Below are 26,910 nucleotides of genomic sequence, written 5' to 3' on the forward strand. Positions count from 1 at the left end.
GTGACTGGCTCGCCATGAAAATTTTTCGTGCCACTCTGCAGGAGCCTGGTAACAGACTCCTACAGCAACCCATCAGGATCAGACAATGATGCCGCGATCCTGCAGGGATTTGATCACCGCCTCAACCTCTTCTTCCAGGGTCATTTTGTCGGTGCGCAGATGCAGTTCCGGTGATTCTGGCGCTTCGTAGGGGTCGTCGATGCCGGTGAAGCCACGGATCTCGCCGGCGCGGGCTTTCTTGTACAGGCCTTTCGGGTCGCGTTCTTCAGCGGCTTCCAGGGAGCAGTCGACAAACACCTCCATAAACGGCAGGTCGCCCTCTTCGTGGACCTTGCGCACCATGGCGCGATCATCGGCGTAAGGGCTGATAAAGCTGCTCAGTACCACAACGCCAGTGTCAGCGAACAGCTTGGAGATCTCACCTACACGGCGGATGTTTTCCTGACGGTCTTCCGCAGAGAAGCCTAGGTTGGAGTTGATACCGAGGCGGATATTGTCGCCATCGAGACGGTAAGTCAGGACGCCACGGGCTGTCAGCGCTTTCTCTACTGCAACCGCAACGGTGCTTTTACCGGAGCCGGAAAGGCCGGTGAACCACATGGTCACGCCCTTATGCCCCAGCATTGCAGCACGGTCACCACGGGTAACTTCCCCATCGTGCCAATGAACATTGGTTGCCTTACGCTCGACTACTTCCGTCACGCTCTTCCCCTAAGTACTGTTGAACTTGCGAATAAATAATTGCTCCGACGCCAAGTACTCAACAGCATTTGGGACGGAAATCTAAAACTGGCGCGCATTATCCTAGATCGCCCCAGTGCAGGTAAAGGCAACCCATAGAACAATAAAGTGCTAAAACCAAAAAACCCGGCATAAAGCCGGGTTTGCGGGACCAGAAGGTCATATATGGGGTGGCCGACGGGGATCGAACCCGCGACCTCAGGAGCCACAAGCAGGCCGACAAGTATTTAAAATCAACGACTTAGCCAATTTAGTGTGGCAATCCGCCCCACTAACAGCGCCCTTTTATCCCGCGTGGCGCCTTGAGGCGGCAAATATTACCACACCGCCGAACTGTATAGGCATACACTATTTTCGCGGCATCACGAAAATGGTCACCCTACCCCCTCGACACTACCCGAATACAGGCAAAGCAACCGCCAGGAACTGTAGCTTATCTGACGGTCGCCACTGAGATAACCGCCCAGATCGGGAACGCCAATCAGGGCCGCTGCCGCTCTGGGAGTGAGGTGGGCTTTTTGCAGCTCCGCGCGGATCTCCACCGGTACCGGCGGGGACCAGCCAGCATCGAAGCGGGCGTAGATTTCCGGGCGCGTAGCGTCCGGGCCGTAGGCCGGAACATCTTCGCTCATGATTATCGCCTCCACTGAGGTTGATTCGGGCGGGCCGAACGGGGGCGCATAGGCGCGCGTTGAGGAGTCCGCGTAGCGGTCTCCTGCGCGACTGCCGCCGTTCGGCCCGCCCGCCAGGGGCCGCGTTTAGCCGCGTAGCGGCTGCGGCCCCTGGCCAGATGTGCCTTCCGGCTCTGCATGGTTTGCCGCCCGCATTTTAGCTTCGGCAGCCTGAATTGCGCCGGCGATCACCGCACCGACTTCCTCCCCAACCAGCTCTGTCAGCACCTGCCTGGCATTCTGGTCTGGACACATGGCGACCCATTCCAGGCCGACATTGAGATGCTTCACTCGGTATAGCTGCTTAACGTGTGCGGCAAACATCTTATTATTCTCCATTCAGTAGGAATACTTAACTGCCTCTAGCGAACGGAGGGGAATCACAGCCCCTGACCACTTCATAGAGATAGCCCCCTCCACGCCCCGCCACATTTGCGAACGCGTCAGTTCAAACACGCAAAGGCCACAAACAAGAGCGAAAATATAATTCCACCCACAATGACCGCGACATACCCAAACTGCACCGAATAACGGGCTGCGTAGAACATCGTTTCGGTAATTTCTGCGAAACAGTTCAAATCTACCGCTTTTAAAGTGATTCATTAAGTTCCAATGCTGGAAAGCGCTAAATTAGAAACACTTATCCACCCAGTGTTTCTATAATCGCGCACATTTCACGGCATTACAGTACGGCGGTTTGAGTTCTGTGCCAGGCAAGATCGGTCAGCGGTTGAGAGCGGCAAGGCGGCGGCAAGGATTATCCGCAACGGAGGCAGGGAAACGCGTAGGCAATTTGTCGCGATCGCAAATTTCGAAAATGGAGAGCGGTGTTCAGCGAATACCGAGCGACCTCCTGCCTCGCTGGTGCGAGGCGGTCGGTATCTCGCTGGCTGAAGCCTACGGCAAAGAACACGCGCACCACTTCGCCCGTGTCCCCTTCGCGCCCCACATCGCGAAACTCTACGCGCAGCTCCCCACAGACTGGCAGTTACACGTTCAGCGCTCGATCGAGGGGCTGCACAAGCTGTACGCGAAAACCAAAAACCGTAGTTAAACTACGTGTTGCTTTTCCGCCCCGGGCAATAGCCTCGCGGCATGAAAAGGAACCTAAAACAACAATTCGGCCAGCGACTGACGGTGCTGCGCAAAGCCCGAGGCATCAGCCAGGAAGATCTGGCGTTCCTTCTGGATGTCAGCGTTGAGACCGTGAGCCACATTGAGCGCGGCATACACGGCCCTCGCTTTGATCTTTTGGAAGACATCGCCCGCACACTCGGGGTTGAGCCGCGCGAGCTGTTCGACTTCCAGAAAGACTGAGCTAAAACGGCACCCGGACCTGGATCCCATCGATACCGGTATTCGGATCGTTGATCCCGGCACTCGAGTAATGAAAATATTCGAGTGCCACTACACTCCATTGCAGCCCTGCCCCCAGCCGATAATTGATATCCCCCACCAGCGGCGAGCCGTCCACGTAGGCCACGCCCAGGCGGTAGTAATTTTCTGCCCCCAGGATCGACCACCCCGGCTGTACCCGCCGACTGATTGAATACACCCAGTTGCGGTCAATGCGGCCACGGTCGGTGTGGCCCTGGCCGATGGCGGTGGCGGCCACTTCCCACTGGTGGGCGCTGCCAAACTGCCAGCCGATTTCCCCCACGGTGTTGTGGCTGTTGAGGGCGGTGTGGCCCAGGCTCACCACCGGGCGAGCGTCGGCGCGCTCGGCCACCAGCGCGCACAGTAAAATCACCAGGAACAGCGCCACCGCGCCCTTGGTCCAGCTCCATTTAAATTTCGGCATAGGTTTTTCTCTCTCGGTTATTTTCGGGGTGGGTTGGTGTTTAGCCGGCGCTGGGGATCGACTCCCACGCCTGCATGGAAACCGCCAGGTTAAGCATCCGGTACACGCATTCGTCGGTAACCTCGGCCTGGCGCACCAGCGGGTCCACGGTGCCCTCGGCGATGGCGGCCACCAGAATGCTGTCCACCTTGGCCGGGCACTCCATGGCGCGACCGCCGGAGGTTGTTTTGACGGTGTTATCCGGGTTGATGACGGCACCACAGGTTTTGAGGTTCAACTGGTCCACGTTGCCGTCCTTGTTGACGTCCTCCTCGATGCGCAGCACCTGCACGCGGATCAGCTCGCCGGTAAATACCCCGGACGTAATGCGCAGAGCCACCTGGCCCGGCTGCAGCCCGGTCACCTCGGCGCTGGCGTTTTCATAAGTGACGTTGCTCACGGTCATTTCTCTTTGGCTTTCCTTGGGGCAATAGGGCACCGCGGCCGACAGCTCCCTGCCGCGGCGGTGTGGGTTAGTTAATGGGATTTGGGATCAGGGCTTGTAGTACGGGTTGTGGGTGATGATGCGGTGCGCGGGGTCCACGCCAGCAGCGTAGCTGATACCGCCCACCTTGATGCGACACACCGCGCGCTGGCCGATAGGCTCCACCCGGGTGATGCGCTCCCAGGCAACGGTGTGGCTGCCGTGGTGGCTCACGCCCACCCAGGTGCCGAGGGTGTCCGGAGCGCGGCGCACAACGCCGTCGCGGTCGGTCACCGGCGCGGTGGTACTGCAGTGCACCTCCGCCCCACTTTCGGTGACCAAGCACACGCAGTCGATGCCCTCCACCAACTTGGTGGTTTTAATCGGTCCGTACCACAGCTGGTCGCCCGGCTCCCAGACACTAATCAGATCACCGGCGCGCGCGTCCGCCGCCTGCAGCCCATCCAGCAACCACATATCCGCGCACACGCACTCGCCCGGGTCCAGCACTGACCCACCACTACCGCTGCCACCATTGGCGGGCGTGGTGATAACGTCTACCAATCGCCGATAGGTGCTCCCCCTTGCGGTGGCCCAGTTGGTGGTAGCGTAATAGGTTACCGAGCCACCGGCATAACCGGGGTCATCGCAATACACATAGTATTTTTTGGAAAACTGTAGACCGGTAATGCTGCCGGAGCTGTAAGCCACGGTAAAACTGCCAAACTGTACCGAGTGCGCGCCCACATTGATGGTGGCGGTGCTGCCCGCGTCCACGGCTGTGCACACCGCTGAAAGCGCCACGCTGGCGGTGTCGGACTGAACCATCGGGAGGTCGCTTTGGTCCTCCACTTCAATCACGTCAACCTTGACGTAATCAATCAGCATTCGACCGCCGTTTCCCTGATAGTTGTTCCAAATAGTTGGCTGGAAAAATCGCACGTTGGCCTGCAGCTTGGCCGGGTTGCCGATATGGTTACCACCTACCAGCCCACTGTACTCAGCGTTACCCGCAGCGTTCCCTTTAAAATAGGCGACATACGTTTCCCAAAACAGGTGATCCTCTGCACGAGCCCCGCTGACCGCGATATAATGTTGCGAGCCATAACTGTCTGCCCCACCAGTACCACAAAGATTTCCGGCAGCATCGAATCCATTTACTCCAAGGTAAAACCTTCTTGTTAGGTCGCCATGGTTGTAATTGTAAACACGGAACTCTATGCGGTAGAGCTTGTTCGGGTCAAACGGCACCCGCATATCCTTGGGCGGCACCAATCGCCCCATCTCTGTACCGTCGTAAGCATCGCCCAGTATCGCCGCACCACCTCCCACTTGTGAGCTGCCGCCAGAATACTGCGCAACGGTCGCGTCGCCACCACCATTACTAATCCATACGTTTTGCCAATCACTGGATGGAGAAAAATCCTCCAAAAACGTATTGCGCATCGAGTTAATCAGCAACCGCTCTTGCGCCGTAGCGCCCACCGTGGCGCCATCCTGTGGCTTGCCACTGCCGTAAATCTCGGCCCAGTCCGCCAGCGATCCCGCCTTCTCAGCGATGCGATCCAGCAGCGCTTGGCGCGCGTCGTACACCGCCTGCCAGTTACTGTTCCAAATGGAGCGGCTGATGTCAGTTACGGTGGTAGTGCTATCCCACGCAGGACTCAGCCCATTCAGATAACTGGTGAGCGCGCCCACCGCATTGGCGTAGGCGGTCTTTTCAGTGGTGATACCGAACGACGTAGCGCTGGCAGTAATGCCCCCCTGCTCGCTGATGATTGCGCTGTATTCGCGAATCGTTGGCAGCTTTTCTGCTGGGTGTAGCTTGCCATCCGCGCCTATGTCGTCCAGATCACCCAGCGCCGTACTAGCGTCGTTCTGCGCATCATCCGCCGCCGCTTGCGCGGCATCCGCACTAGCCTGCGCCGCACTTGCGATATTGCTAGCGTTGGTGGCAGAACTTTGCGCATTATCCGCCAATACTTTCAGGGCACCAGAAATGGTATCCAGCAAAATCTGGCGCTTGACGTACACATCCTGCCAGCGCGTATTCCAGGTGCTGCGCACAATACTAGTGGTGCTGTTGGTGGCGTTCCAGGTGGGACTCAAACCCTGCAGATAGCTAGTTAGCGCGGCCACTGCGTTGCTGTAGTTTGTTTTTGCAGTGGTGATCCCCAGGCTGGTGGCCTGGCTCTCGATTCCCGCCTGCTCGCCAACAATCTCGTTATATTCACGGTTGGCCCGGATTTTTTCCGACGGGTGCAGCTTGCCATCCGCTGCGATGTCGCTGAGGTCGGCAAGTGCCGCAGCGGCATCGCTTGAGGCGTTGTTGGCAGTGGCTTGCGCATCATCAGCTGCACCCTGCGCGTTGTCGGCCGCCGCCTGCGCGTTGTCGGCGGTGGTCTGCGCGTTGTCGGCGCGGGTGGTCAGCGCGTCGGAAACCGCATTCAGCAACGCCTGGCGCGCGTCGTACACTGCTTGCCAGTTCGCATCCCACAGGGTGCGGCTGACAGTGGTCACTTGGCTGGTGTCGTCCCAGTTGGGGGTCAGCCCGCCCAGGTAGCTGGCGAGCGCTGCCAGTGCGCCGTCGTAGTCGCCGCGCAGCAGTACCAGACCGTGCTGGTCCGCCTGCGCGTCGATGCCCGCCTGCTCGCCGGTCAACTGCGCGTAAATCAGGCGCACACGAAGCTTTTCCACCGGGTGCAGTTTGCCGTCCGCACCTATGTCGTCGAGTTTGCCCAGTGCCTGGGTGGCATCCGCCTGCGCGGCGGCGGCGGCCTGTTGCGCGGCTGCGGCATCGTCCAGCGCCTGCTGCAGTTCCGCGGAAATTTCCGGGTCCTGCGCATAGTTGGGGTATGGGGTACGGCTTTTCGGTACGGTGTACACCCGCGCCGCATTCACGCCCAGGCATTTACCGCCCGCGCCCGCATTGCCGGGGCTGCTGGGGCTGTCGCCATAGCACGCCACCATCTTGCTGTTGGTGAGCACCGGCTGCGGGTTCTGGTGGCCGTCGATAATCAGCAGCACGCCGCCGGGGGCCCCACCACCACCGCTACCGGCGGGCACGGAATACTGCGGGCCGTTATCGTTACCGGGCAGGCCGTTGCCACCACTGGTGTTGATCTTGCCCGACACGCCCAAGGCAATACCGCGCGCGACTACAGCAACCCCAGCGCCACCCTGGCCGCCAATACCACCAAAGCCCGCCGGCTCCCAGCTGTTGTCGCCACGCAGGTAGTGGTAAGAATGACCGCCACGGGCACCGCCACTACCGCGCAGATCATCGGGGATACCCAGCAGCTCGCCGCCGTCGTTGTCAATGGCAATAGTTGGCATGACCGCGTTGCGCCCGGTAACCACTTCGCCGCGGGTATTCACCCAGCCGGTGGGGCCAATCTTGCCCACCGCACGGCCGGCGCCGCCGCGGCAGGAACCGAGAAAGCCCGCGCCGCTATTACTCGGCGCGCCGCGCAATGTGCCATCCACCTGCAGTACCCCCATCACTCGCAGCTCGACGTTATCGGTCACTGTCAGGGTGCGCCCGGCGGGGATGGTCAGGTCGCCCAGGTAATAGTAAATGGTGCGGCTGCTGGCGGCGCCGTCGAGGGTGCCGTCGGCGGTCAGAAAGCCGCTGCTGTCGATGGCGAGGCCCGCGGCGGCCATGGCGGTGCCTTCGGCCGAGTACCAGCCGTCCGGCAACTCGGCGTTGGTGCTCGCAGCCTCATCGGTAATCGGTGCGGCCTTTTGGGTGGAGCCGAACAGCTCCACTTGCACCAGACCACTGGTCTGGTCCACGCTCACCCGTTGCACTTCCATAGCCCGGTCCAAACTTTTGTCGTCCAGGTTTATGTCTGGCAAAAGATGGACGTAATCCACCTCGTAGGACCAATCTGCTACATGGTTGCTACCAATATCCCAGCGAATCAGGTTGATCTCGCTGCCCATATATTCTGGCTCGCCACTCAGGTCCACCACAATCTCGTGCCAGGTGCCCACCGGTAGCGCGTTGAAACGTTCTACTTCAGCGTCAATGTTCACGCCTCGATATGTGAATGTCTCCTGGTCGCGGTAGTAAAAGGTGGACCCAGCGGGCACAGGCTCCGTACTGGTACGGCGCAAGCGGATTTTGGCGTAGGGCACAGTGGCACCCACAAATCGCTCACTTACAGACAGCGACCGCAAAATATAGGGATCGAACGCCAGACACTGTACCGACAGAACGCCGCCAGCAGCTGCTGTGATTATTTTGGTTCCCTCACCGGGTGCACTCCAGCCATCTTTGCCGCTGGCAAAGTCCCAACGCAATACATTGGCATTGGGGTCGCGGGTGTAATCCCGCACTTGCGGCAGTGCCACACGCACTACGTCGCCCACTTCAATATCGTTATTACTCGGCAGCAGCGAAAGCCGCAGGCGCAGGGGCGGGCCGGCAAAGCGGTCGCGCAGGGCGTCGAATCGGTTTTTTAACGTAGTGAAGGTATGGCGGCTGTTGTGCAAGCCCTTGAATTTCAGCGCTTGCGGTTTGCTCTCGCCGTGGTGGGCGATGCTGTCGGCATCCGCCAGCACATTGGAGCGTAGAAAACGCCCGTCAAAACCCGGCGCCTCGTACCAGGACCATTGAATGGAAAAAATATTGCGCAGCGCTGCCAGGTCCTGCTGCAGCTCGCCCAGGCTTACCACGTCGTCCGCGGTTATAGTGGCCACGGTGCCGGCGTCCGCCAGCACGCCGGTCATACGGCGGTAGCCCAGTTGGCCGGCGGCATTCACCGGCATATAGGCGCCCATCAGCAGGTTTATTTCCTGCTCGATAAATTTTTTGCCGTCGGTTTTGGCCAGCCCATCAAATCGCAGAATCACGCCCTTGGTATAGTCGCCGGGCTTGTACCAGTCCGCGCCGATATTCTCGAACTCATCCGCTACCACATAGGCCGGGTCGATGCCCAGTTGCCAGTTGCTGGGCAGCACGTCATTGGTGCCGAGAATCTGGCCGGTGAGCAACGCATAGGCGAGCGCGGGCGCGGGCAGCTCCAGGTAAATAAATTCCTCGACCTCGATGCCCTTGTCGTCGTCGTTTTCCGTGGGCACGGTATGGTCGTATTCCACGGTGCCGAACAGGCCACGGGTGACGCCGGTAAAGGTGCTGCCGGTTTTGCCGGTGGCGCGCACCACTTCCCAGCCATTCTGGTATTTGATTTTGAGGTAATACACGGTTTGCCCGGGCGCGTCGCCAAAGCTCGCGGTGTGCGGGCAGGGTTCAAAATCCGCAGTGCTGTACACACTCAGGGTGCTGGCGCCCTTGGGGAAGTCTGCGGCCAGGCGGGTGCTGCGCGGTACAAAAATGTCTTTGCGCATTTCCCGCTGAATATCCCGGCAGCGCACCCGGTAACGGCCGTGGTCGTAGCCCAGGCTTTCCTCCGCCACTTGGGTTTGCTCCAGGCGGAAGTCGGCCCAGTCCATGCCCGCGCCGCCCTGGTACAGGCGCACGGTGCAGCCCTTGATGCCGTGTCCCGCCTGTAATTGGTTGCGCAGGGTGTCAGTGAATACGCCGCCCACGTCCACCAGCTCAAAATTGATTGCGCCAATTTCCGCGCGGCCCTGCTCGGGTATCAAGCGCTGGCTGGTACTGCTGACCTTGGCCAGCACGCCACCCAATGCGCCGCCGGGCAGGCCGGGAATATCGCCGTGGCTCGCCAGGTACACCGGGGTCGGAAATTCAATCACCACTACCAGGCGCAGCGCGCGCTGGGGGCTGGTGTTGTACAGGTCGAAGGTTTCGGAGTTGTTGCGCATCTAGGCCACGATTTTCACGATAGTAAAGCTGAAGACAAAGCGCGACCCAGGTCGCCGCTGCTGCTTGAATGACTTTCTTTTGAGTTGCACGGTCGCTGGTGCACTAGGTGCGGCCTCCGTACCGAACGGATCGAAGGTAAAAAATTCACCTGCACCACAACTGGATGCGAACTCATGCCACTCGGAGAGCTCACTATCCGTTAATGTCATGGGCGCAGTCTCGCATTGGTGCTCGGTCTCAACCCGGTACACAGTGTCTTCCGTAAAGCCAGACAGTGCTTGGTGGGTTTTTCCTTCGACCACGGGTGCTCCACCGTCAAACTTTTTCAGCACCGCTTCCAGCTTGCCGGCACCACCGGTGACCATTCGCGTGGGGGAAAACTCGATGTACATGGCCTACCCTGATAGCTCCTGTGCCTGACGACTACCGCTAGGAATGATTACAAGATCCTGCTCGGCGATTAGGGTCGTGATTTGCTGAGCAATTGTCTGAGCGTTGTCACCGACCAAATCACCCGCAATGGTGAGGTTGACCACAGTTCCCGGCTGCTGGTACTCGCGCTCTTCGGTAGGACCAATCGCGGGTTCTCGCGGGGCTGTGCTATTCGAGCCGGCCCCAACACTTACATCAGAACTAACTCCTGCGGCGGCGCTCTGAGCGCCGCCCTTGAACTGCTGTGAGCGAATCGCCTGAACTCGCACCAAGCCTGCGGCGGTAGTCGCAGCGGCAGCGGCCAGGTTCAAGGGCCAGGGCAGCGTGGTCATCGCCTTGTTGGCAGACTCGTAGGTGGAGATAACCGCGTTGGCGATCGCAGCCGCCTTGCCAATTTCAAATAACTTGCGGCTTTTACTCGACGTCAGCGACTCAAGATTGGTCCACATATTGCCAACCATCCGCTCGCGCTCCTGCGCAGCAATGGCTTCTATGCGCGCACGCTCCCGTGCTTGTCGCTCCTGCTCGGAGGTCAACTGATCCTGAAGGCGCCGCTCAGCATCAAGCTGACGCTGGTGGCGATCTTCAATACGTCGCTGCTGCTCCTCAAGCTGAAGCTCGTAGCGTTCCTGCTCCCGCAGTCGGTACTCTTCCTTCAGCAATTCAATCGATTCATAGCCGCGCCGTTGAAGCTCCTGCTCGGAAAGCTGCAGATTCGCAATTTGAAGCAACCGCTCTTCGTGCTCCAGTTGCAGCTTTCCCTGCTTGTCTGCGAGAAACTGATCCAGCTGTACCAGCTGCGCAGCGCCTGCCTCTTGCTGACGGGAGAGCTCTGCGGCCGCGCGCTCGCGCTGCGCCTGTTCACGAGCCGCTGCAGCCGCCTCTTCTGCAGCAACCACATCGGCGTATTCTTTCTTTTGAGAGTCAATTCGCGCGCTTTGCATTTCCTGTAGCTTCGCGCGGTATTCCTCGACCTTCTTGCCCTGAATCTGGATCTGAATCTGAACGCCATCGGCTTCAGCCTTGGCCAATTGCTGCTGGTGAAAAACGTACTGAGCATGCAGCTTCTTGTACTGGAGTTCCTGCTGTTCCAAGTCTGTGGGCGCCACGCCCCGTCGCAGGTTCTCGACAAACTTGGCAAGCAGACCTACACCTTTTGATGCCTCATCGGTCTTGCTCAGTGCCTCCAGGAATTCCTGCCAGTTCTGGCTCAGCGTATCGACCTGCCCGGATAGGCCACCCGCCTCAGCAGTACCCGCACCACCCACCTGCTGCGCCAGCTTCGCAAGGATCATGCGCTGCGCGTCAGCGACCCGGCCAGCGTCTTCCATCGCCTTGATCTGTTCTTTCTCAGCCTCTGTGAAGCTGACCCCGGCACGGCGTAGTGCGGTAAGTCCGGTACTGGGCTCCTCCAGCGCCTTACCCAGTTGCAGCGCGGCGCTCTTGGCATCCCCGCCCATTACGGCGGCCAGATCCTGTGATAACGAGATGGCTCGATCGAAGGTCTCACCCTGAATACTCTTGAAGGTGAGCAGTACCGCCTGCGCATCCCGAACACCAGCCACACTTGCGAGGGTATTTCGAGCGACAGAGCGGGCTTGCAGATCAAGCTGTGCAGCTGTACGACCACTCGCACTATCGGTGGCTTTTAGCAACGCCTCAATTTTTAGCTGCTGCCGCTCCATCTCCTCGCCAGCACGCACACTCTTGTACATCACCGCGGTGACCCCAGCGATAGCGACACCCAGCCCAGCCCACGCCAGGCTTCCACCAGTCACCAAGCCATTCACTGCAGACAGGCGCCCAGCCACACCACCCAGTGGGCCATCAATGGCCACCACGCCCTGCGCAGCACCGCGCAACGAACGCGTGAAGCCGTCGTTCGCCGCCTTCGTGTTGCGCATGTCCTTGGTGAAGTTTTTTGTACGCGCGCGCGCCTGATCCATTTCCTTGCGGAAACTGGCGGAATTCATTTCCAGATTGGCAACGAGCGTAGCGATGGTCGCAGTTTTAGCCATTTGCTTCTCTCAGGTCAGGCCATAGATTTCCAAATCGCAATCTGATCGTTGATCGACTTGGGCTGACGGTATTCGGGAATGTAGTCGGAGACCTTGCCGCCACAGGTTCCAGCGGCAATCTGGGCGAGCTGCAACTGTATCGCATCACCGTGCAGGGGTTTCTCACGGTGGTAGCTGTACCAGTGATCTAGTTCGGTGCTGCTCATGCTGCGCAGCATATTGAAATAGTCGGGGCGATTGAAATCACGGGCGAGCTGCCGGGCAAATATAAAGCCCGGCACTAGCCTTTTTTTTCAGCATCCTCGTGTTCGTCACCGTCATCGCTCACGTCAGGCTCTACATACAAGCCGGAAAGTTTTGCCGCCGGCACATACAACCCATCGATCTGCTCAGGCGCCACGTTGAAACACAACTCCCTGTGCAAAGCATCCAACGATTCCTCCCGACCCGGTTTCAGCGCATAGGCCACCAGCAATAACTTCCCACTGACATCCTCACGCCGCAGCGCCCACAACTGGCCGAGCGTTTCCATTTCCGGCTGTGTGATTTCGCCATTCTTCGGCACCGCAATATGCCCGGTGGTTTTCTCCAAGTATTCACAGCGGTCGAATGCACTCAGCTCAAACAACTCGAACTCGGAACCCGCAAAGGTGACGGCTTGCCGCTTTAACAGCGGCGCAGAGAAGAGGCTCATGACTTACGCCGCCGTCACGGTGGGTTTGCCGGAAATCTTGAACTTCACGGTGCGGGTGATTTTGGAATCCTTCGGCGTGGCCTGCCCCCAGCCGGTAATATGGCCGACGAACTCGACTTCAGTGCCCTCCGGGTAAACCACCTTGTAGTTGACATTGGTGTCGGCATCGAAGTCCGCGCGCAACGCCTGCTGGCCAGCGTCACCCTCATTCCAGATAAAAATGCAGGACACCTCGCCCGCATCGCGCAAGCCAACAGGATCGAAATCCATGTAGCCGCTGGTTCCGTCAATCGGTGTCACGTCGTCGGAGCCACGGGATTCTTCACCGGGGTCAATATCCAGCAGGCCCGCCACTTGGGTGTAAACCGTGCCGTCATCGCTGCGGTGAAACTGCGTTTTGTAACCTTGTGTCATGGTTATACTCTCGCTTGTCTAAATGAGATGGGGCGCAATCCGGGTGGCAACCCTGATTACTTGGATTCTTTGCTTGGTGTCCCTGCCGGCGCGGCCGCGGGCTGCGCTGCCACTGCGCGCGCTCGCTGCGTACCAATCAGCTGATTGGCCTCGACAATCGGCAACTCGAGTTCTGTACCCACCGGTGCAGGTTTACCGCGCGCCATGCAGGGGGCTGTAATCTTGACTTTCTTAGTTGCAACCTTGCTGCTCATAGGTGGTGCTCCGCATTAGGTGTATATGGTGAGGTCGATGCTGACGCGATAGCGGTGTGCTTCCTCGTCGTACTCTTCAAAATTTGTGCTGGTTTCGATCAGTCCAACTTGCTGCCCGAAAAAGTCGCCAGCGAAGCCGTTGATTCCATGTACAGCATTCGCCAGGGCCTTCGCCTCGCGATAGGACACCGCCCACACATCCACCTGAATCTGGTCGACTCGGGTGCGCGACGATCCATCGATCCCCAGTGGCGCGCGTGCGGCCACCGGCGTGTAAACGATGCCCGGCACCGCGTCGCCTTTCCGCAACAGTAACGGGCGCACGGTGGCGGCACCCAGGGTTCGCAACCAGGTGTTCAGGTTCTGCTCGATCATTTGAGTTTGGTGAGCTCGTTGCTGACTTCATTGATCACGTCCCGCAGGACGCTGTCGATATTGTTTTCCAGAGCCGGGCGAATAAACGGCTTGGCCGACTGCTTGGCGTTGCCGTATTCCTGCGCGATGGCTTTCTGGTTGGTGTTGTGGAGGTCACGCTTGTTATCGCCACGGCCCTTGGATTTTTTGAGTGGCCCCACGGTGATACGAGCCACGCGATCCCGGCTTTTACCTTTCGCGGTGGAAGCGCGCATGCCGATGGAATCCTGCAGGTCACCGCTGTCCACCTTGGCACCGTTGCGCATCGCGGTCTCGACACGCTTCATCGCCTGGCGGCCGGCTCGGCGCAGTACCGCAGACCCGGTCTTAGCGTCCAGCCCCAGCAGCGCTCTGTTTAGCTTGCCGAGGCCTTCCACATTAAATTTGCTGCCATCACTCATCGCTGGTGCTCCGATTGAGTCCGGTAAATTCTAGATAGCGGTCACGCCCGGCGACTTTGCGCGGCGGCGACAAGTCCAGCACCTGCCCTCCCCAGACCGCGCGCATGGCGCTGGTAATGCCGCGACTCTGGCTGCTTGTGCGCACGCGGATGGTGACCTCGCTGGTGGCGAGCTCCTGCCCTTGAACAATGCCCTCACCGGTACGTACCGGCAGCACCTCTGCGCGACAGGTGAGGTATTCCACCCAGTTGCGCTCGGGCTCGCCGAGACTATTGTCGGTTTCGGTAAAGTGTTCGAAGCGCACCTGGTCGCGCAGGCGGCCTATCTTCAGACGTTTAGCCATCGGTACGGATCCCAGAGCATACGGGTGGGCAGCGGCATAGCGCCGCCGCCCTCGCGGTTTTCGTACAACGATCCCACCAGAACCATTGCCCCGAGCTGGATGTTCTCGGTCACCGTGAGCGCGCCTTCTTCGGCTTCGCCAAGATCAGTGCCCTCGGCATACAACACGCGGCCGGTGTACTGATTGAACTGCTGTTCAGCGGCAACACAGAGCGAGGTTATGTAGGCATCGTCATCGTCGTGCTCGACGATCAGATGCTTTTTCACCAGCTCCAGATCAAAGATCACTGTTGCTCGCCTCCGGCGTTGTCGGCTTCAGCTTTGTCGTCCGCTTCTTGCGCGGTCGGTTCAGCGGCTTGCTCGCCTGCCGCTTTGAGTTCGGCCAGCTCTTCCTGTAGTGCGACCTTTTCTTCTTCAAGCGTGGTCACCTCGCCTTCGAGCTTTTCCACCTCCGCTTCCAGTGTGGCGATGTACTCGGCCTGCTGCGCCACGGTGTTGCCCAACTGGGTAACTTGCTCGCCCTGTTTGGTGTTGGCCGCTCGGAGCGAGGCGAGCTTTTCCAGTGCGGCATTGAGCTCTTTGCCTTCGGCGTGCACCGGCACTAGCTCCAGCTGATGTTCCGCCTTCGCGGCAGCCTCGGCTTCTGCCTTGGCGATACGAGCAGGCTTTTGCGGCGGCTCCTGCTTGTTCTTGCCTTTCGGGTTTTTCAGCTCGGCGATGCCGTCGTGGATCATCTGCCAGGCTTCATCGTTACCCGCTTCATAGTCGTCGCCAGCGGCAAAACTATCTAAGGCGGTTACCAGGCTGGTGAGCAGTACCAGTTTGAATTTTGCGGACATCGGTTCTCTCCGGGTTATCCGATAGTGAAAGCGCCCGGTACCGGACCGGGCGCTGTTCGGTCAGTGCGCTACTGCGTCAGGTTTAAGCCTGCTGCAGGGTCTTGACCGCCTCTGCTACCAGCAGTTTGCCGTCGACACGCTTGCGCATGCGGAAGCCAACATGACCGGTATCGGCGTACTTCTCGTTCAGGCGCTGCATCACGATGCCGCCGCGGTCTGCGATGTAGTACTGCTTAAAATCGCCGAAGGCGATGGACTTGTTACCGGTGGCAACAGCTGGCATGGCCTCGGAGGTGTAAACCTTGTGGCCAAGGAAGGTGTCAGGAACACCGGCGGCGACAGACGGCTGCCACAGCGGGATGCCATCGGTAGATTTGAGCTTGCGAAGCATGCCCATGGTGGCGTCCTTCACCAGGAAGCTGCCGTTGGAGCGATACACCGCGCGGACGGAGTGGATCAGATCCACGATCTCGTCGTAGGTGATTGCGGTGGCGCTGGCGGCGGTCTTGCCGACCTGACCGGTCACGGTCACACCGGTGGGCTTGTCGGTGCCGTCGCCAACAATGAAACCCGCCTCTTCAGCGGTGCCGAAGGTGAAGCCGAAGATACGAGCGATTTCCGCCTCGACATTCACCGCAGAATCCTGCAGCAGCTCCTCGGAGACTTTGGTGATGCGACCCAGCTTCCAAGCCTTGAGGATCGCGCCAGCGAACGCCGGATCGCTCTCAGGGTAGGAACCGCCTTCACCGACCCAGCCAGCAGCACCATTGTCTGCCACCAGCGGCAAGTTGCGGTCTTCGCCGGTACCGATCACGGTACAGATACTGCGCATGACCACGTTGTCCGCCAGGCTCTGGATCAGCATGTTGGACCAGGACTCCGGCACGGTGTAGCCACCCTCGGAGTCGGTGCCGATGGTCAGTGCGGCACGTACATCAGTGTTCATGCCAGCGCGCACGTACGTCTCGAAATTATCGACGTAGTCAGTGGCGGCCAGCGGATTGACCGGGGTGTTGCCCTCCGGGGCCGGGCGATTGGCAGGGTCCGGAACCTCGCCCATACGCGCCTCGATTTCTTCCATTTTTTCGAGCTGTGCAATCTGCTTATCCAGTGCAACAAGATCGTCATTCATTTTGTTCCACTGAGTTTCCTGATCAGTGGTCATGCCTTTGGCGGAATCGACTTTGTCCACCAGGGTGCGCATGGACGCTGCCAGTTGGCCGCGCTTCTGCTGTAGGTCGAGCAATTTACTCATGGGGTTCTCCGTTTTTCGGACATAAAAAAACCGGCTCAAGGCCGGTGGGGATTTGCGAGAAGCGCGGACACGCTCCTGCTCGCATTCAGGTTCGCTCGGCGATCTCGGTGAGACGCTCGTAGAGCGGGGTTCGGTGGTTGAATACTTCGGGTTCTGCTTCGATTGCAGCAGGCTGTTCCAGAGACTGATCGCTCTCGGAAATCAATTTACTCAGCGCCGCCGCAATTTGCTCAGCGCTGGCCCCGCCGAGATCGCCATTGATCTGGATGGCGGGAGCAGCCTGCTTCGGCTCAGACACCAGCTGCTCGGGTACACGCTTGCAGCCTTTGAATTTGTCTTTCTCGAAGCTGGCTGCAGCCGAAACACCTTCGACAGTCTCATCAGCAAAACCTTGCTCCACACACTCACTGGCAGTAAGCCAGGTTTCCTCGTCCAGCATTGCCACCAGTGCATCTTCTTCGATGCCGGTTTTGGCGTGGTAGATGTTGAGCATGGACTCGCGCAGCTTGTCGAGCGTTTCAGCCGTTTTGCGCAGGTCGCGCGCGTCGCCGTATGCGCTGGTCCACGGGTTGTGGATCATGTACATGGCGTTTTCGGCGATCACCACCTTCTCACCGGCCAGGGCGATGATGGAGCCCATAGAGGCGGCGATGCCATCGATGTAGGTGGTGATTTTCGCCTTATGGCGCTTCAGCGCGTTGTAGATGGCATTGCCTTCGAACACGCTGCCACCCGGGGTGTTGATGCGCAGGTCGATACTGGTTACGTCCAGATCGTTGAGCTCATCGATAAAGGCCTTGGCTTCCACGCCGTAGTAGCCGATGTAGTCGTAGATATAGACCTCGGCGCTGCTATTGTCGGCGGCAGCCTTGATTTCATACCACTTACGCATTGTTTTCTCCGGTGGTGGTCTTGCCGCTGCCTGAGCGCGGCACGGTGATCGGCGCGGTGTTGACTTGCAGCCAGTGTTCGTCGCCGCCCTCGATGCTGTTCATATTCTCCAGGCGGCGCAGATCGTTGATGCTGAGCGCACCTACATTGAACAGGTTTTTGTAGAACTCTGAGCGGGCTTTGGCATCACCGCGCAGCAGGCCTTCCACGCTGTGCTCTGCGTAGTACTCCTGCCGCTCCATCGGCGACAGCAGGTCGCGGAAGATGCTCTGCTCGATGCGCTTGAGCCACGGCAACAGGCTGTACACGACAAACTGGATGGACTGGTGTTCGATGTTGCTGAATGTGGCCTTGTCGAGGTCACCGACCATGTGCGGCGGCACACCGAAGATGGCTGCGATCTCGCTGCGCTGGTATTTGCGGGTTTCCAGGAACTGGGCGTCCTCGGCGCTCATGCCGATCTGCTTCCACTTGGTACCCTCTTCGAGAATCGCGGTGCGGTGCGCGTTGGCGCCGCCCTGGTGCCGATTATTCCAGCTGGTGCGCAGGCGGTCGTAGGCCTCGTCGGAAAGCTTCCCCTCAACTTCCAGGGTGCCGCCGGGGCGCGCTCCGTTGGAGAATAGGCGGGCGCCGTGCTCTTCCAATGCCAGGGCGAGACCAATGCCCTCGCGCGCCTGGCTGATTGGCGACAGACCAATAATGCCGTTGGTAGACAGGCCGGCGATTCGCCACATGCGTGATGCGGGGATCGTCTGAATGCCCTTGTCGTGATACTCGAACGTGAGCCGATTGGTGCGATCGGAGCGAGCCACGTGCATTTTGTCGGGGTTCAGTGGCCAAGCTGCGCGCAGGCGCCCAGCGCGATCGCGCTCGACTTCGCTGAAGGCATTACCACGCAACAGCAGCGAAGCCATGAGCTGAGTACGGAAATCGATCGAGGTCATTTCCTCGTTCGGCAGATCGTGCAGCAGCATCTGCAGCGGGTGACCAGTGGCCACCTCGCGATTGCCGTCGCTCTGTTTGCGGTACACATTCAGCGGCAGTGCCGCCAGGGTTTCCGACAACAGGCGCACACAGGAGTACACCGCAGCCACGCGCATCGCCGTGTCCGGCGTCACGGATTTGCCCGCGGCGGACTGTGGCCCGGTCAGTGATTCCAGCAGGTCATCACTGGGGGCCTTGAGCGTGCTGGTCTCGGCACGGGGCGAGAACAGGTTGCGCAGCTGTTTAATCATAGGAAGCGAATGCCTCGGGTTTCATAGACGCTGGTGGTGTCTTCCTCCAGCAGGGCGCGACCGTATGCCATCAGCATGGCTACCACGCCATCGATTTTGTTTTCCGGCATTTCCTTGCGCGGGTAGATGTTTTCCTTGGCGTCCACATGGGCGACCACGTTGCTGACCATCCAGGTAAATACCGGGTCGCCGTCATGCTGGAACTGCTCGGAGAGTACTGACGCCTCGAACTCTTTCATGGCGCTGCTCATGTTCTGCACCGTCTGACGGTACTCGAGCATTTCCAACCCCTCTTCAGCGAGCCGCTGTGAGAGGTATTCGGCCTGCCATGGGTCGTAGGCCACACACTCGATCCGGAAGCGACTGGCGAACTCCATCAGATCGCGCTCGATGTAGCCGTAGTCGGTAACGTTGCCGGGGGTCACCACCAGGCGACCGTCGCGCTCCCAGCCGGAGTACTGGCTGTTGCGGCCATCCTCAACAGCTGCCTCGTTCAAGTAGTTGCGCAGGAAGCCGTACAGCTTGCCGTCGCGCTTGAACAGTATCGCCATGGAGGCGATATCGGTTTTACTAGCGAGGTCGAGACCGATCCAGCAGGTCTGGCCCTCAAATTCGTCCAGGGTGCGCGTTGATTCGCAGCGATCCCACGCGCGCATATCCATCCACGCTGTGTCGGCGTTCACCCACACGTTCAGATGTTTGGTGAGGAAGTTATTCTGCGCGGCGGACATGGCCATGGCCTTGCGAGCCTTTCGCGCGATGTCGGCCGGTTTTACCGAGACACCCCAGTTAGGGTTGGCCTTGGCCCAGCAGTTGGGATCAGTCCAGTCATCGTCCTCATCGAGGGTATAGATGATCCCGAAGTATTCTTCGTCCTTTTCCGCACCGTTCAACACCTTGGCGGTGTAGCTGCGCTGCTCGTAACAGATACCAGAGCGGTTGAAGCCGGCAGTGGTGATCAACCACAACAGCGGTTGAGCTCGTGCACCGGTGGCCGTCTCGATAACGTCGAAAACTTCCCGGGTTTTGTGCGCATGCAGCTCATCGATAATCGCGCAGTGCACGTTGAGGCCGTCCAGGTTACCGCCCTGATCTCGGGACAGCGCCTTGAACGTGCTGGCCGTGTCCTCAACAAATACTGCGTGGGCACTGGTCTTTACACCGAAGCGCGCCTGCAGCCCAGGGCTGCGCTCGGCCATGCGCTTGGCATCGGCCCAGACAATGCGCGCCTGGTCGCGGGTAGTGGCCGCGCTGTAAACCTCCGCACCAGCCTCCGCGTCAGCTGCGAGGCAGTACAGAGCAACACCGCTCGATAACGTGGACTTCGCATTCTTACGCGGTACTTCCACGTAAGCCGTTTTGAAGCGGCGATTGCCGTGCTCATCCACCCAGCCAAAAATGACGCTGAGGATGAAAACCTGCCAGGGTTCCAGGGTGATTTTCTTGCCAGCCCATTCGCCCTTGATGTGGGGCATCAGTTCCACGAACTTGCAGACGCGGTCTGCTAGCTCCGGGACAAAGAAATAATCCCAGTCGCGATCCAGATCAGCGAGCTGCCGTTCACAGGCGCGTTTAACGTGCTCACACGCAATGACTTTCCCGGAGACCACGTCACGGGCATAGCCGTGCGCGATGTCCGCATACCGCTTGCTCACAGGTCTTCAAAGCCACCCAGCGACATCTGCTTTTGCTCCGGCGCCTTTACGCGGCTAGCCGCTGCCGGGGTCAGGCCGAACTCGCTGGCCGACTTCAGCACCTGGTCCCACAACTTATTGCGGATCGTGAACAGAGCGCTCTGGATCTGCAGGCCGTTAGGAGTCGTGTCCATCATGTCATCGAGGGTCTTCAGCTTGCGCGTCACCTCCTCGAACTTGCCCATGGAGTCGCAATGGGCAGCGAAGGCAGCGGTATCCAGCAGTGACATCAAGCCAGCATTCGCCAGCTGAGGGCCGATCTCCTTCCAATACTTCTTCGCGGTGCGCGGAAGCCAAACAGGACACGGAGGAAGCCCAACAGGTTTTGATTGCGCAGCACCGTGATCATCACGGTCCTTGCGAAAACTACCCTCGAGCACCTTCAGCTGCGGTGCTTTGCGAGGTCTACCTGCTGACATAGTGATCCAAGAGAGCACCCTTAACGGATACCCCCCCTACCTGAATTTAGCCAATATGAAATTTTAACCATGGCGGCGGTGTTGGTGGATCAGGTCACAGAGATTTGACCCGCCCCTCCCCTCTTGCGCCGCCGCCTTCCTGTGCGGTTTTCCGTGCGTGACACGACTTACAGAGCCATTGAAGGTTACCGACATCGTCCGAACCACCACGGGATCGCGGCACCTTGTGGTCACACTCAGTGCCCTCAGTGACACGACCGAGCTTTGTGCAGTGCTCGCACAGCCCGTTCGCCAATCGCTTTACGATTTCGCGATTGCGTAAATACTCTTTGCTTTTGTACCGGCGATTCGCCTGCTCACCCAGGCGCTTCTGGTATGCGCCCCAGTTAGTCGCCAGATCCAGATGCTGGTCGCAGTAACCGTTGCTATTGGAATGCGCACGCTTGCACTTGCGACACGGCGTCTTAGCCTTGACCGGCATCACTCACCACCAATACAAACCGAGCGCACATACTCTTGTAGCGCACTCAGTTGTCGGATTGCTTTATCTCCTCGCTCGGTGAGCGTGAGAATTTCTGCAGCAGCTCGCTCGTCAATGTCGGCTCTGCTGGTTGCATTAGTGCTGCCGGTGGTGCCGGGATTGCCGGGCACACTGGTTGCGGGGCACTTTGCAGGAATTGACAGCCGGATAGCGCCGCGCTGCAAATCAGCGCGCAGACGGTCATTCTCCGCTTGTGCATCTTTCAGCTCCTTGGTGTAGCGCGCATCGATCGTCGCCACTTTATTCCGGTACAGGGATTCAAGCCGATCAACTAGGTCACGCGCTTCATTCAGCGCTTCCGCCTGCTCACGGCGATACTTCTCATGCTTGATCGTGAGACGCCAGCCCTGAACCTTCCAGCCAGCACTGAACGCCACCACCAACGCCAGGAAAGCGACGAGAACCTTTTGTCTCAGCGTCCCAGGCATAGTTGCAATTCCGCTTCACGCCGACGAACCAGTCCCGCCAGCCGTTGACCGCCGGCATAAACCCACCGGCGCAGTTCTGGGCACCATTCACCAGGCGCCGCGCCCGCATTCAATTTCCGCATCAGCGTCGATCCGCATGCAGCACCAGCACCGACGTTGTAGGACCAGCTCACTAGAGCTGCCCATTCGTGCGGCTGCAGTTCAGGTTCAACGCAGGCGGCCAATCCAGTGAGCGCCTGTTGCATATCATCCCGCAACAGCTGCTCGCACTCGGCAACACTCTTCGTCTGGCCCATGGACGCCGTCAGCGTATGGCCATAGCAAACCGTCGGGATTTGAATCGGGTCGAGATAGGCCGTTGTGCGCAGTCCTTCAAACTGCATAACGACAGGCGCAGCAACACTCAGCGCACCGGCAGCAGCAATAGCCGCAACTCGCTTACTGACTCGCATCGCCGAACTTACCCTTGGCCCAACGCCAAAAAGAATTCACAGCCTGCCAGTGCTTTGGAAGCTGATGCAGCACCAAACCCAGCAGGTACAGAACGGTCAGCAACTGAATCCAATCATCAACCGTCATGCCAAAATACTTTGCCCCCATCACTGCCAACGGTGGCCCGACTTTCGCACCTTCTACCGCGACAGTCTGCGCTGCACTCATTGACTTCTCCTAGCCAGAAAAAGCAACGGCGCCACTAGGGCGCCGTCGAATAGGGATGGATTGGGGTCCATGAACGAAAAAACCCGGCGGGGGTGCCGGGTTTTCTCTGAAGCCAGCAATGCTAGCTTGCCTGCATTCAATCACTTCATTGTCACGCGGTCAACACCCTTCAGGAAACTTTAGGTAGAACACCGCGCAACAGCTTCGCATTAAACAAAACATGCACCCCATCAATGCGTCGATAAAGCGTACTCATCGAGATACCCAACTTTTTCGCCGCTTGACCGTGCCCCAAATACGGCGGCAAATAAAAAAGCATTACAGAGCGCCGCAGATCCTCAGGCAGCTCCAGTACAAACTGCTCAACCTCTCGCACATCTGAATTGATCGGCACTGTGCCTTCAGCATTACCTGAACCAACCGACATGCCAAGACTCCCCAAGACAGACCCGCAGCCAACACCCTCCACTGCAGCAGCCCACTCCTGAAACCGAAAATGTACACGCTCAATCATCCTAATTGCCCCCTGCCGTTTTAATTTCTGATTCAGATACATTCGGACACAATTCGGAGACAGGACTTATACCCCCTCCGAGACTACAGACCGCATGGTTATTAGATATTGTGTGAATTTCGGAGACTCGGATACCCAACGCCTCACGCACGCGAAAAAATTTTTTATAGATTAGGAAGTCGAGAGTTAATAATCCGCGCACACATGCGTACGCGCGCGCGAGAAAAACCCCTCCGAGGTCTCCGAAAAACTCTGAAACGCAGATATGACGCGGGCTGCAGTCTCGGAGGGGGTCACAAGAAGGCCTCCGAATGCCCTCCGAAGCACTCCGAGACATCATGGGGTTACCTCCGCAAAGGCACCGATATGATCCCGGAAATACTTCACACACTCCGACAGCCATTCGTGCTGGGTCTTGTCGTGCGGCTGCTCGTGCACAAAGAAGAAAGTACCGGTAACACTCTTTTTCGGTGGCTTGCCAAACCCGCCAGGGGAATCGTAATAACGATTAGGCTTGCGATCCAACTCCCGGGCAGCATTCTCCAGGAACTTGTCGCGTCGCAGCGGCGAACCAGCATACGACTCTTTACACCACATCGCATAGGCCACAAACAAATCATTCGTCAGGCAGCTACAGTACGGTACATCCAACTCTTCCGCCTTCCACTCCTTCAGGAACCGCTCCCAGCTCGGCAAGCCGAAGTCAATCAGGCTCTGCTTAGCAGCCGTTACCGGCGGCTCCGTGTGAGGATGGAAGTCACCGAGGTCCACCGCCAACAACCAGGCATAAAAGGCTTCAGCACCGCCATATTCGAGCTCAGCCGGTACCGCCTTTTTTAATTCTTCAGATAACTTCTTCTCAGGCCAGACCACCAGAAATCGACGATCGGAACCCTCAACAGGGAATGGAAGGATCTCGTTCGAGAGAAAGACAGCGTTCATATAGTTCGCCTCTTCCCACCCGCTCACAAACTTCTTCTCAATCCGGACTGTCTTGCCGGTGATCATCTGCTTCAATGATCCTTGGTGCGAGTACTTGCTCGACCGCGAAAAAATCTCCTCAAACACACCGTACAGAAGGTTCGACATCCAGTCCGTGTACTGCCCTTCCATCTGCTGCTGCCCGAGCGTCCGACTGTACTCACCGTAGACCGCACGCATCACCACATCAAAGAACAGCGACTTACCCGATCCATGCACCGAGCTATGCATCAACACAGCCGACGCCATCTTTGAACCGAGATGCTGCAACGGGTACGCCAGCCAGCGGATCAACCACTCCCAAACCTCGTTATCCTCATTGCACAACTGCCACAGCAGATGCCGGATATGTCGACACTTTTTGTCGTCTCGCTTTGGCTTCAGAGGCAGACCGCGGAACATATTGATATGCGTATCCGGATCCACCTGGCGCGATGGGTCAAACACCAGATTCTCTTTATCCACCATGCGGCGATCCGGGTGCTTGTACCAGATGTCATACGAATCGGGATATGCGTGGCGGATATCCTGCAATCGCTCCAACGTGCGCCGCTTGGCATCCCACGCCGTATCGGAAACCTCAAGATAGGTAAACCGCTCCAACATCTCGCCCACTCCCCCGGCCCCCTTGTGGGCGGCCTGGCGCGCAGCGATAAACCGCTTCACATCGAGCTCTAGCACCTTGCGCTTTTCAGTGGAATCCATGAACTCTTTGCATACTTTGGGCCCTACTTCCGCACGGAACGCAGCAGCCTTCAGTTCACGATGCAAATGCTCGTCCCATACCTTGGTAGTGCCAGAAATCAGCGCAAAACGCTTCAGTGCATCCTCAAAGGTAATTTCGCGCGCCTCCGCAACAACAGAGGGTGCGGGAGATTCAGCAGCTTCAGATTCAGAATACTCAGGCGGGATATCATCCAGCGGCGGAGCACCCGGTACCGGCGCGGCCTCCGCTTGAGATGGGTGCGGGAAGACAATCACATTGTCAGCGCCCGCCTGGACCCTAGATATAAACTGATCCCACTGCCGCCTCACCTCCCCGAGGCCATGCCGACAGTGAATATCGTTAAAATCCAATCCCTGATCTTTTTTATTTTCTGTTGTCACGCGGCGTCCTCCAACGCATCCGCCTCAGACGGAATCCAGACCGCACCACCCACTGCCTTCGCCGCCGCTCTCGCCTTGCTCACGCCCGGGTTATCCTTGGTACCCGCGTCATCATCTGCAGCGAACACCAAGTGCTGGTCCGGGTAGCGCTCACGCAACTGCACCGCCACCGGCATCAGGTTGCCGCAATCAAAGCAAACCACCACCGGGCAACCCGTCGCCTCACGCACACTGGCACCAGTAGCAAAGCCCTCCACCAGCACCAACGGCATACGCGGATCCGGCTGACCGAGCCAGGCAAACAGACCACTCTTGCGACCACCGCGCAGAAACAGCTTCTTACCCTTCGGCGTGATCACCTGCAGGTTCCACAGATTACCGTCGATATCGACTAGCGGCAGCGCAAAGAACCCCTTTTTGAAATAGTGGAACTTCGGCTGCTGCTCTTTGGGGATATTGAAAAACGCATTGATCTCGGCCCGATCGGTCACCCGTACCGGCCCGCCTTCCCTGTGCACGATCAGCACCGGGGAATGGAAAAACTTCATACCGTGAGACTGGATCTTCTTCTGTCCCAGGTACTCACTGCTACCCACCGGCTTCAGATCGCCGATGATCAGGTGCGCGAGATCGGCTACCTGCCGACGCTCCTGCTGGCGTTCCGCCTCTTCACGTTGGGCATCAATCTCGCGCTGACGCTCGCGCCCCGCCTTTTCTTTGGCCCACGCCTGCTTCTCTTCTGCAGTGAGCTCACGGCGCTCGAAGGTAAAGCCCCGTTCCTTCGCCAGGGCAAACAGCGTACCAATGCCAACACCGCCAGCACCGCGCACACTCTTCCAGGTAGAGCGCGCATCTGCAGCGCGGTACTTACTGTGTCCCTTGCTCCAATCGTCCCAGGCATCAAAACCGGAATCACCAAACTCCGACTTGATCGCCATAGCCAGCCGCGCCCAGGTATCCCGGTCGCACTCAGGGTCGAGAAAACTCAACGCCCGGCACACATCGTCCAGCGTACATTGATCATGCATAAAGAAATCCCCCTAAGACTCGCGCGCAGTGCGCGTAGAAAAGGCCGTCTCTCCGGCTGTCACACCACTGGGCAGGTGTCGCCATCCCCGTTATGCTCGAAAGCCCACACTCACGAACTACAGGAATCAGAAGAATGACAAAGGATGTTTTTAATGACGCCGAGATCAGCGTCCCCTGCCCTCAGTGCAGCCACGAGACTGTGAAAACAATCGGTTGGCTCAAAACACAGAACCAGCTCACCTGCCTCTGCGGAGCAACTATCATGGTTGACGCAAAAGAGGCGCTCAGCGAGATCCGGCAGGCTGAAAAGGAACTTGCCGACCTCGGATCGATGTTCGAGTAAATCGGCCAAGGTGCGGAGGCCGGCGCTGATAGCGCTCATATCGGCCTTCGCTTTCAAAGTGACGTTCGCTGCCATCTGGCACCCCTGTATAAACATCCATTTGTAGTGATCAATCACAATGCCCCACGTCCGTTGGCACAATGGCCACATAACAAATACAGATTGGGGAATGGATAATGGTTATCTTTGTACTTCTCTCACCGACCAACCCACGGCCGGTTAACTTGCCTCTCGAACTTCTTCAGGCTCTTCAGGACGACCGCCATATAGCCCAGCCAATTTCGGGCACAGCTGATAAGCCTTTACCGCACCGCCCGTTGCCAGCTCCGCGCGCAACGCAAGCTCAGCAGAAGCGCCGTGCTTTCCACGAACCAGATTGCTAATCGTCGGCTGTTTTACTTGCAGGGCGTTCGCCGCAGCCACCTGGCCACCGAAGTGCTCAACGAGTTTCTTGGCGGCCTCTTCGACCTGATTAAGTTTGTTCATGCGGCGAGAATATAAGCAAACTTATCAGCGCGTCAACAGGCAATCGATAAGC

33 protein-coding genes are annotated in these 26,910 nt (G+C 58.5%); 3 read left to right on the forward strand and 30 right to left on the reverse strand.

Going from position 1 to position 26,910, the window contains the following annotated elements:
* Window positions 1-78: 78 nt before the first annotated feature.
* The 3 genes from cysC to AU11_RS03820 form a co-directional block, all read right to left on the reverse strand.
* On the reverse strand, window positions 79-702 hold the full coding sequence (gene cysC, locus AU11_RS03810) for an adenylyl-sulfate kinase (protein ID WP_043316549.1): 624 nt from the start codon (window positions 700-702) through the stop codon (window positions 79-81).
* Between the two features lie 413 nt (window positions 703-1,115).
* The gene (locus tag AU11_RS03815) at window positions 1,116-1,373 is read right to left on the reverse strand and encodes a hypothetical protein (protein WP_043316552.1); all 258 of its coding nucleotides are present in this window, start codon (window positions 1,371-1,373) and stop codon (window positions 1,116-1,118) included.
* A gap of 126 nt (window positions 1,374-1,499) precedes the next feature.
* Entirely contained in the window at window positions 1,500-1,736 is a 237-nt protein-coding gene (locus AU11_RS03820) for a hypothetical protein (protein WP_156035117.1), read from the reverse strand.
* Between the two features lie 382 nt (window positions 1,737-2,118).
* Here AU11_RS03820 and AU11_RS03825 point away from each other — a divergent pair, with 382 nt between their 5' ends.
* Both AU11_RS03825 and AU11_RS03830 read left to right on the forward strand, forming a co-directional pair.
* Window positions 2,119-2,466 carry a helix-turn-helix domain-containing protein gene (locus AU11_RS03825; protein ID WP_043316556.1) on the forward strand — a complete coding sequence of 116 codons (348 nt, stop codon included), beginning with the start codon at window positions 2,119-2,121 and terminating at the stop codon, window positions 2,464-2,466.
* A gap of 41 nt (window positions 2,467-2,507) precedes the next feature.
* Window positions 2,508-2,729 carry a helix-turn-helix domain-containing protein gene (locus AU11_RS03830; RefSeq protein ID WP_043316559.1) on the forward strand — a complete coding sequence of 74 codons (222 nt, stop codon included), beginning with the start codon at window positions 2,508-2,510 and terminating at the stop codon, window positions 2,727-2,729.
* A 1-nt stretch (window position 2,730) separates the two neighbouring features.
* On the opposite strand, the gene AU11_RS03835 is transcribed toward AU11_RS03830, so the two are convergent.
* From AU11_RS03835 to AU11_RS03960, 26 genes are all read right to left on the reverse strand, one after another.
* Window positions 2,731-3,213 (reverse strand): acyloxyacyl hydrolase, encoded by a 483-nt coding sequence (locus tag AU11_RS03835; RefSeq protein ID WP_043316562.1) that lies wholly within the window; start codon window positions 3,211-3,213, stop codon window positions 2,731-2,733.
* A gap of 40 nt (window positions 3,214-3,253) precedes the next feature.
* A complete protein-coding gene (locus tag AU11_RS03840) occupies window positions 3,254-3,652 on the reverse strand; it encodes a hypothetical protein (protein ID WP_156035119.1) in 399 nt (132 codons plus the stop codon).
* Window positions 3,653-3,745: 93 nt separating this feature from the next.
* The gene (locus tag AU11_RS03845) at window positions 3,746-9,466 is read right to left on the reverse strand and encodes a hypothetical protein (protein ID WP_043316567.1); all 5,721 of its coding nucleotides are present in this window, start codon (window positions 9,464-9,466) and stop codon (window positions 3,746-3,748) included.
* Window positions 9,467-9,859, reverse strand: coding sequence for a hypothetical protein (locus AU11_RS03850; RefSeq protein WP_043316570.1), 393 nt, complete (start codon window positions 9,857-9,859; stop codon window positions 9,467-9,469).
* A gap of 3 nt (window positions 9,860-9,862) precedes the next feature.
* Window positions 9,863-11,917, reverse strand: a complete 2,055-nt coding sequence (locus tag AU11_RS03855; RefSeq protein ID WP_043316572.1) for a phage tail length tape measure family protein — start codon at window positions 11,915-11,917, stop codon at window positions 9,863-9,865.
* Window positions 11,918-11,931: 14 nt separating this feature from the next.
* Window positions 11,932-12,198 (reverse strand): phage tail assembly protein T, encoded by a 267-nt coding sequence (locus AU11_RS03860; protein WP_043316576.1) that lies wholly within the window; start codon window positions 12,196-12,198, stop codon window positions 11,932-11,934.
* Window positions 12,198-12,611 (reverse strand): hypothetical protein, encoded by a 414-nt coding sequence (locus tag AU11_RS03865; protein ID WP_043316579.1) that lies wholly within the window; start codon window positions 12,609-12,611, stop codon window positions 12,198-12,200. The genes AU11_RS03860 and AU11_RS03865 overlap by 1 nt, the downstream gene beginning before the upstream one ends.
* A gap of 3 nt (window positions 12,612-12,614) precedes the next feature.
* The gene (locus AU11_RS17655; protein WP_051686927.1) at window positions 12,615-13,025 is read right to left on the reverse strand and encodes a phage tail tube protein; all 411 of its coding nucleotides are present in this window, start codon (window positions 13,023-13,025) and stop codon (window positions 12,615-12,617) included.
* Between the two features lie 56 nt (window positions 13,026-13,081).
* Window positions 13,082-13,279 carry a hypothetical protein gene (locus AU11_RS03875; protein ID WP_043316581.1) on the reverse strand — a complete coding sequence of 66 codons (198 nt, stop codon included), beginning with the start codon at window positions 13,277-13,279 and terminating at the stop codon, window positions 13,082-13,084.
* Between the two features lie 15 nt (window positions 13,280-13,294).
* Complete coding sequence (locus AU11_RS03880) at window positions 13,295-13,654, reverse strand: DUF3168 domain-containing protein (protein WP_043316584.1); 360 nt, start codon at window positions 13,652-13,654, stop codon at window positions 13,295-13,297.
* Window positions 13,651-14,094 carry an HK97-gp10 family putative phage morphogenesis protein gene (locus tag AU11_RS03885; protein WP_043316587.1) on the reverse strand — a complete coding sequence of 148 codons (444 nt, stop codon included), beginning with the start codon at window positions 14,092-14,094 and terminating at the stop codon, window positions 13,651-13,653. The genes AU11_RS03880 and AU11_RS03885 overlap by 4 nt, the downstream gene beginning before the upstream one ends.
* A complete protein-coding gene (locus tag AU11_RS03890; RefSeq protein ID WP_043316590.1) occupies window positions 14,087-14,437 on the reverse strand; it encodes a phage head closure protein in 351 nt (116 codons plus the stop codon). Before AU11_RS03890 ends, AU11_RS03885 begins: the two co-directional genes overlap by 8 nt.
* On the reverse strand, window positions 14,422-14,724 hold the full coding sequence (locus AU11_RS03895) for a head-tail connector protein (RefSeq protein ID WP_043316592.1): 303 nt from the start codon (window positions 14,722-14,724) through the stop codon (window positions 14,422-14,424). The genes AU11_RS03890 and AU11_RS03895 overlap by 16 nt, the downstream gene beginning before the upstream one ends.
* Window positions 14,721-15,275, reverse strand: a complete 555-nt coding sequence (locus AU11_RS03900; protein WP_043316594.1) for a hypothetical protein — start codon at window positions 15,273-15,275, stop codon at window positions 14,721-14,723. Before AU11_RS03900 ends, AU11_RS03895 begins: the two co-directional genes overlap by 4 nt.
* An 82-nt stretch (window positions 15,276-15,357) precedes the next feature.
* Window positions 15,358-16,530, reverse strand: coding sequence for a phage major capsid protein (locus AU11_RS03905; RefSeq protein WP_043316598.1), 1,173 nt, complete (start codon window positions 16,528-16,530; stop codon window positions 15,358-15,360).
* Window positions 16,531-16,615: 85 nt separating this feature from the next.
* The gene (locus AU11_RS03910; RefSeq protein WP_051686928.1) at window positions 16,616-17,422 is read right to left on the reverse strand and encodes a head maturation protease, ClpP-related; all 807 of its coding nucleotides are present in this window, start codon (window positions 17,420-17,422) and stop codon (window positions 16,616-16,618) included.
* Complete coding sequence (locus AU11_RS03915) at window positions 17,415-18,656, reverse strand: phage portal protein (RefSeq protein WP_051686929.1); 1,242 nt, start codon at window positions 18,654-18,656, stop codon at window positions 17,415-17,417. The genes AU11_RS03910 and AU11_RS03915 overlap by 8 nt, the downstream gene beginning before the upstream one ends.
* Window positions 18,653-20,311 (reverse strand): terminase large subunit, encoded by a 1,659-nt coding sequence (locus AU11_RS03920; RefSeq protein ID WP_043316601.1) that lies wholly within the window; start codon window positions 20,309-20,311, stop codon window positions 18,653-18,655. The genes AU11_RS03915 and AU11_RS03920 overlap by 4 nt, the downstream gene beginning before the upstream one ends.
* Complete coding sequence (locus tag AU11_RS03925) at window positions 20,308-20,769, reverse strand: phage terminase small subunit P27 family (RefSeq protein ID WP_043318102.1); 462 nt, start codon at window positions 20,767-20,769, stop codon at window positions 20,308-20,310. Before AU11_RS03925 ends, AU11_RS03920 begins: the two co-directional genes overlap by 4 nt.
* Window positions 20,770-20,863: 94 nt before the next feature.
* A complete protein-coding gene (locus AU11_RS17660) occupies window positions 20,864-21,250 on the reverse strand; it encodes an HNH endonuclease (RefSeq protein WP_051686931.1) in 387 nt (128 codons plus the stop codon).
* Window positions 21,250-21,738: a lysis protein gene (locus AU11_RS03935; protein WP_051686932.1), complete on the reverse strand. Its 489-nt coding sequence runs from the start codon at window positions 21,736-21,738 to the stop codon at window positions 21,250-21,252. The genes AU11_RS17660 and AU11_RS03935 overlap by 1 nt, the downstream gene beginning before the upstream one ends.
* Window positions 21,723-22,190 carry a lysozyme gene (locus tag AU11_RS03940; RefSeq protein ID WP_043316604.1) on the reverse strand — a complete coding sequence of 156 codons (468 nt, stop codon included), beginning with the start codon at window positions 22,188-22,190 and terminating at the stop codon, window positions 21,723-21,725. Before AU11_RS03940 ends, AU11_RS03935 begins: the two co-directional genes overlap by 16 nt.
* Entirely contained in the window at window positions 22,177-22,398 is a 222-nt protein-coding gene (locus tag AU11_RS03945; protein WP_043316606.1) for a hypothetical protein, read from the reverse strand. The genes AU11_RS03940 and AU11_RS03945 overlap by 14 nt, the downstream gene beginning before the upstream one ends.
* 169 nt (window positions 22,399-22,567) lie before the next feature.
* On the reverse strand, window positions 22,568-22,912 hold the full coding sequence (locus AU11_RS03950; protein WP_156035121.1) for a hypothetical protein: 345 nt from the start codon (window positions 22,910-22,912) through the stop codon (window positions 22,568-22,570).
* A 336-nt stretch (window positions 22,913-23,248) separates the two neighbouring features.
* Window positions 23,249-25,000, reverse strand: coding sequence for a DUF5906 domain-containing protein (locus AU11_RS03955; RefSeq protein WP_051686933.1), 1,752 nt, complete (start codon window positions 24,998-25,000; stop codon window positions 23,249-23,251).
* Window positions 24,997-26,028, reverse strand: coding sequence for a PriCT-2 domain-containing protein (locus AU11_RS03960; protein ID WP_081847919.1), 1,032 nt, complete (start codon window positions 26,026-26,028; stop codon window positions 24,997-24,999). Before AU11_RS03960 ends, AU11_RS03955 begins: the two co-directional genes overlap by 4 nt.
* Window positions 26,029-26,162: 134 nt before the next feature.
* On the opposite strand from AU11_RS03960, the gene AU11_RS03965 reads away from it, so the two are divergent.
* On the forward strand, window positions 26,163-26,372 hold the full coding sequence (locus AU11_RS03965; protein ID WP_043316611.1) for a hypothetical protein: 210 nt from the start codon (window positions 26,163-26,165) through the stop codon (window positions 26,370-26,372).
* 219 nt (window positions 26,373-26,591) lie between these two features.
* On the opposite strand, the gene AU11_RS03970 is transcribed toward AU11_RS03965, so the two are convergent.
* Entirely contained in the window at window positions 26,592-26,858 is a 267-nt protein-coding gene (locus AU11_RS03970; RefSeq protein ID WP_043316612.1) for a YdaS family helix-turn-helix protein, read from the reverse strand.
* Window positions 26,859-26,910 lie beyond the last annotated feature (52 nt).

Origin of the sequence: Microbulbifer sp. HZ11, assembly GCF_000708675.1 — a bacterium.
Taxonomy (GTDB): domain Bacteria; phylum Pseudomonadota; class Gammaproteobacteria; order Pseudomonadales; family Cellvibrionaceae; genus Microbulbifer.

Bases quoted from the DNA above. Each gene is read 5' to 3' on its own strand.
- AU11_RS03815 (WP_043316552.1), bottom strand. From the start codon at position 1,373: ATGAGCGAAGATGTTCCGGCCTACGGCCCGGACGCTACGCGCCCGGAA.
- AU11_RS03820 (WP_156035117.1), bottom strand. From the start codon at position 1,736: ATGTTTGCCGCACACGTTAAGCAGCTATACCGAGTGAAGCATCTCAAT.
- AU11_RS03830 (WP_043316559.1), top strand. From the start codon at position 2,508: ATGAAAAGGAACCTAAAACAACAATTCGGCCAGCGACTGACGGTGCTG.
- AU11_RS03835 (WP_043316562.1), bottom strand. From the start codon at position 3,213: ATGCCGAAATTTAAATGGAGCTGGACCAAGGGCGCGGTGGCGCTGTTC.
- AU11_RS03845 (WP_043316567.1), bottom strand. From the start codon at position 9,466: ATGCGCAACAACTCCGAAACCTTCGACCTGTACAACACCAGCCCCCAG.
- AU11_RS03850 (WP_043316570.1), bottom strand. From the start codon at position 9,859: ATGTACATCGAGTTTTCCCCCACGCGAATGGTCACCGGTGGTGCCGGC.
- AU11_RS03855 (WP_043316572.1), bottom strand. From the start codon at position 11,917: ATGGCTAAAACTGCGACCATCGCTACGCTCGTTGCCAATCTGGAAATG.
- AU11_RS03865 (WP_043316579.1), bottom strand. From the start codon at position 12,611: ATGAGCCTCTTCTCTGCGCCGCTGTTAAAGCGGCAAGCCGTCACCTTT.
- AU11_RS17655 (WP_051686927.1), bottom strand. From the start codon at position 13,025: ATGACACAAGGTTACAAAACGCAGTTTCACCGCAGCGATGACGGCACG.
- AU11_RS03875 (WP_043316581.1), bottom strand. From the start codon at position 13,279: ATGAGCAGCAAGGTTGCAACTAAGAAAGTCAAGATTACAGCCCCCTGC.
- AU11_RS03880 (WP_043316584.1), bottom strand. From the start codon at position 13,654: ATGATCGAGCAGAACCTGAACACCTGGTTGCGAACCCTGGGTGCCGCC.
- AU11_RS03885 (WP_043316587.1), bottom strand. From the start codon at position 14,094: ATGAGTGATGGCAGCAAATTTAATGTGGAAGGCCTCGGCAAGCTAAAC.
- AU11_RS03890 (WP_043316590.1), bottom strand. From the start codon at position 14,437: ATGGCTAAACGTCTGAAGATAGGCCGCCTGCGCGACCAGGTGCGCTTC.
- AU11_RS03900 (WP_043316594.1), bottom strand. From the start codon at position 15,275: ATGTCCGCAAAATTCAAACTGGTACTGCTCACCAGCCTGGTAACCGCC.
- AU11_RS03905 (WP_043316598.1), bottom strand. From the start codon at position 16,530: ATGAGTAAATTGCTCGACCTACAGCAGAAGCGCGGCCAACTGGCAGCG.
- AU11_RS03910 (WP_051686928.1), bottom strand. From the start codon at position 17,422: ATGCGTAAGTGGTATGAAATCAAGGCTGCCGCCGACAATAGCAGCGCC.
- AU11_RS03915 (WP_051686929.1), bottom strand. From the start codon at position 18,656: ATGATTAAACAGCTGCGCAACCTGTTCTCGCCCCGTGCCGAGACCAGC.
- AU11_RS03925 (WP_043318102.1), bottom strand. From the start codon at position 20,769: ATGTCAGCAGGTAGACCTCGCAAAGCACCGCAGCTGAAGGTGCTCGAG.
- AU11_RS17660 (WP_051686931.1), bottom strand. From the start codon at position 21,250: ATGCCGGTCAAGGCTAAGACGCCGTGTCGCAAGTGCAAGCGTGCGCAT.
- AU11_RS03935 (WP_051686932.1), bottom strand. From the start codon at position 21,738: ATGCCTGGGACGCTGAGACAAAAGGTTCTCGTCGCTTTCCTGGCGTTG.
- AU11_RS03940 (WP_043316604.1), bottom strand. From the start codon at position 22,190: ATGCGAGTCAGTAAGCGAGTTGCGGCTATTGCTGCTGCCGGTGCGCTG.
- AU11_RS03945 (WP_043316606.1), bottom strand. From the start codon at position 22,398: ATGAGTGCAGCGCAGACTGTCGCGGTAGAAGGTGCGAAAGTCGGGCCA.
- AU11_RS03950 (WP_156035121.1), bottom strand. From the start codon at position 22,912: ATGATTGAGCGTGTACATTTTCGGTTTCAGGAGTGGGCTGCTGCAGTG.
- AU11_RS03960 (WP_081847919.1), bottom strand. From the start codon at position 26,028: ATGCATGATCAATGTACGCTGGACGATGTGTGCCGGGCGTTGAGTTTT.
- AU11_RS03965 (WP_043316611.1), top strand. From the start codon at position 26,163: ATGACAAAGGATGTTTTTAATGACGCCGAGATCAGCGTCCCCTGCCCT.
- AU11_RS03970 (WP_043316612.1), bottom strand. From the start codon at position 26,858: ATGAACAAACTTAATCAGGTCGAAGAGGCCGCCAAGAAACTCGTTGAG.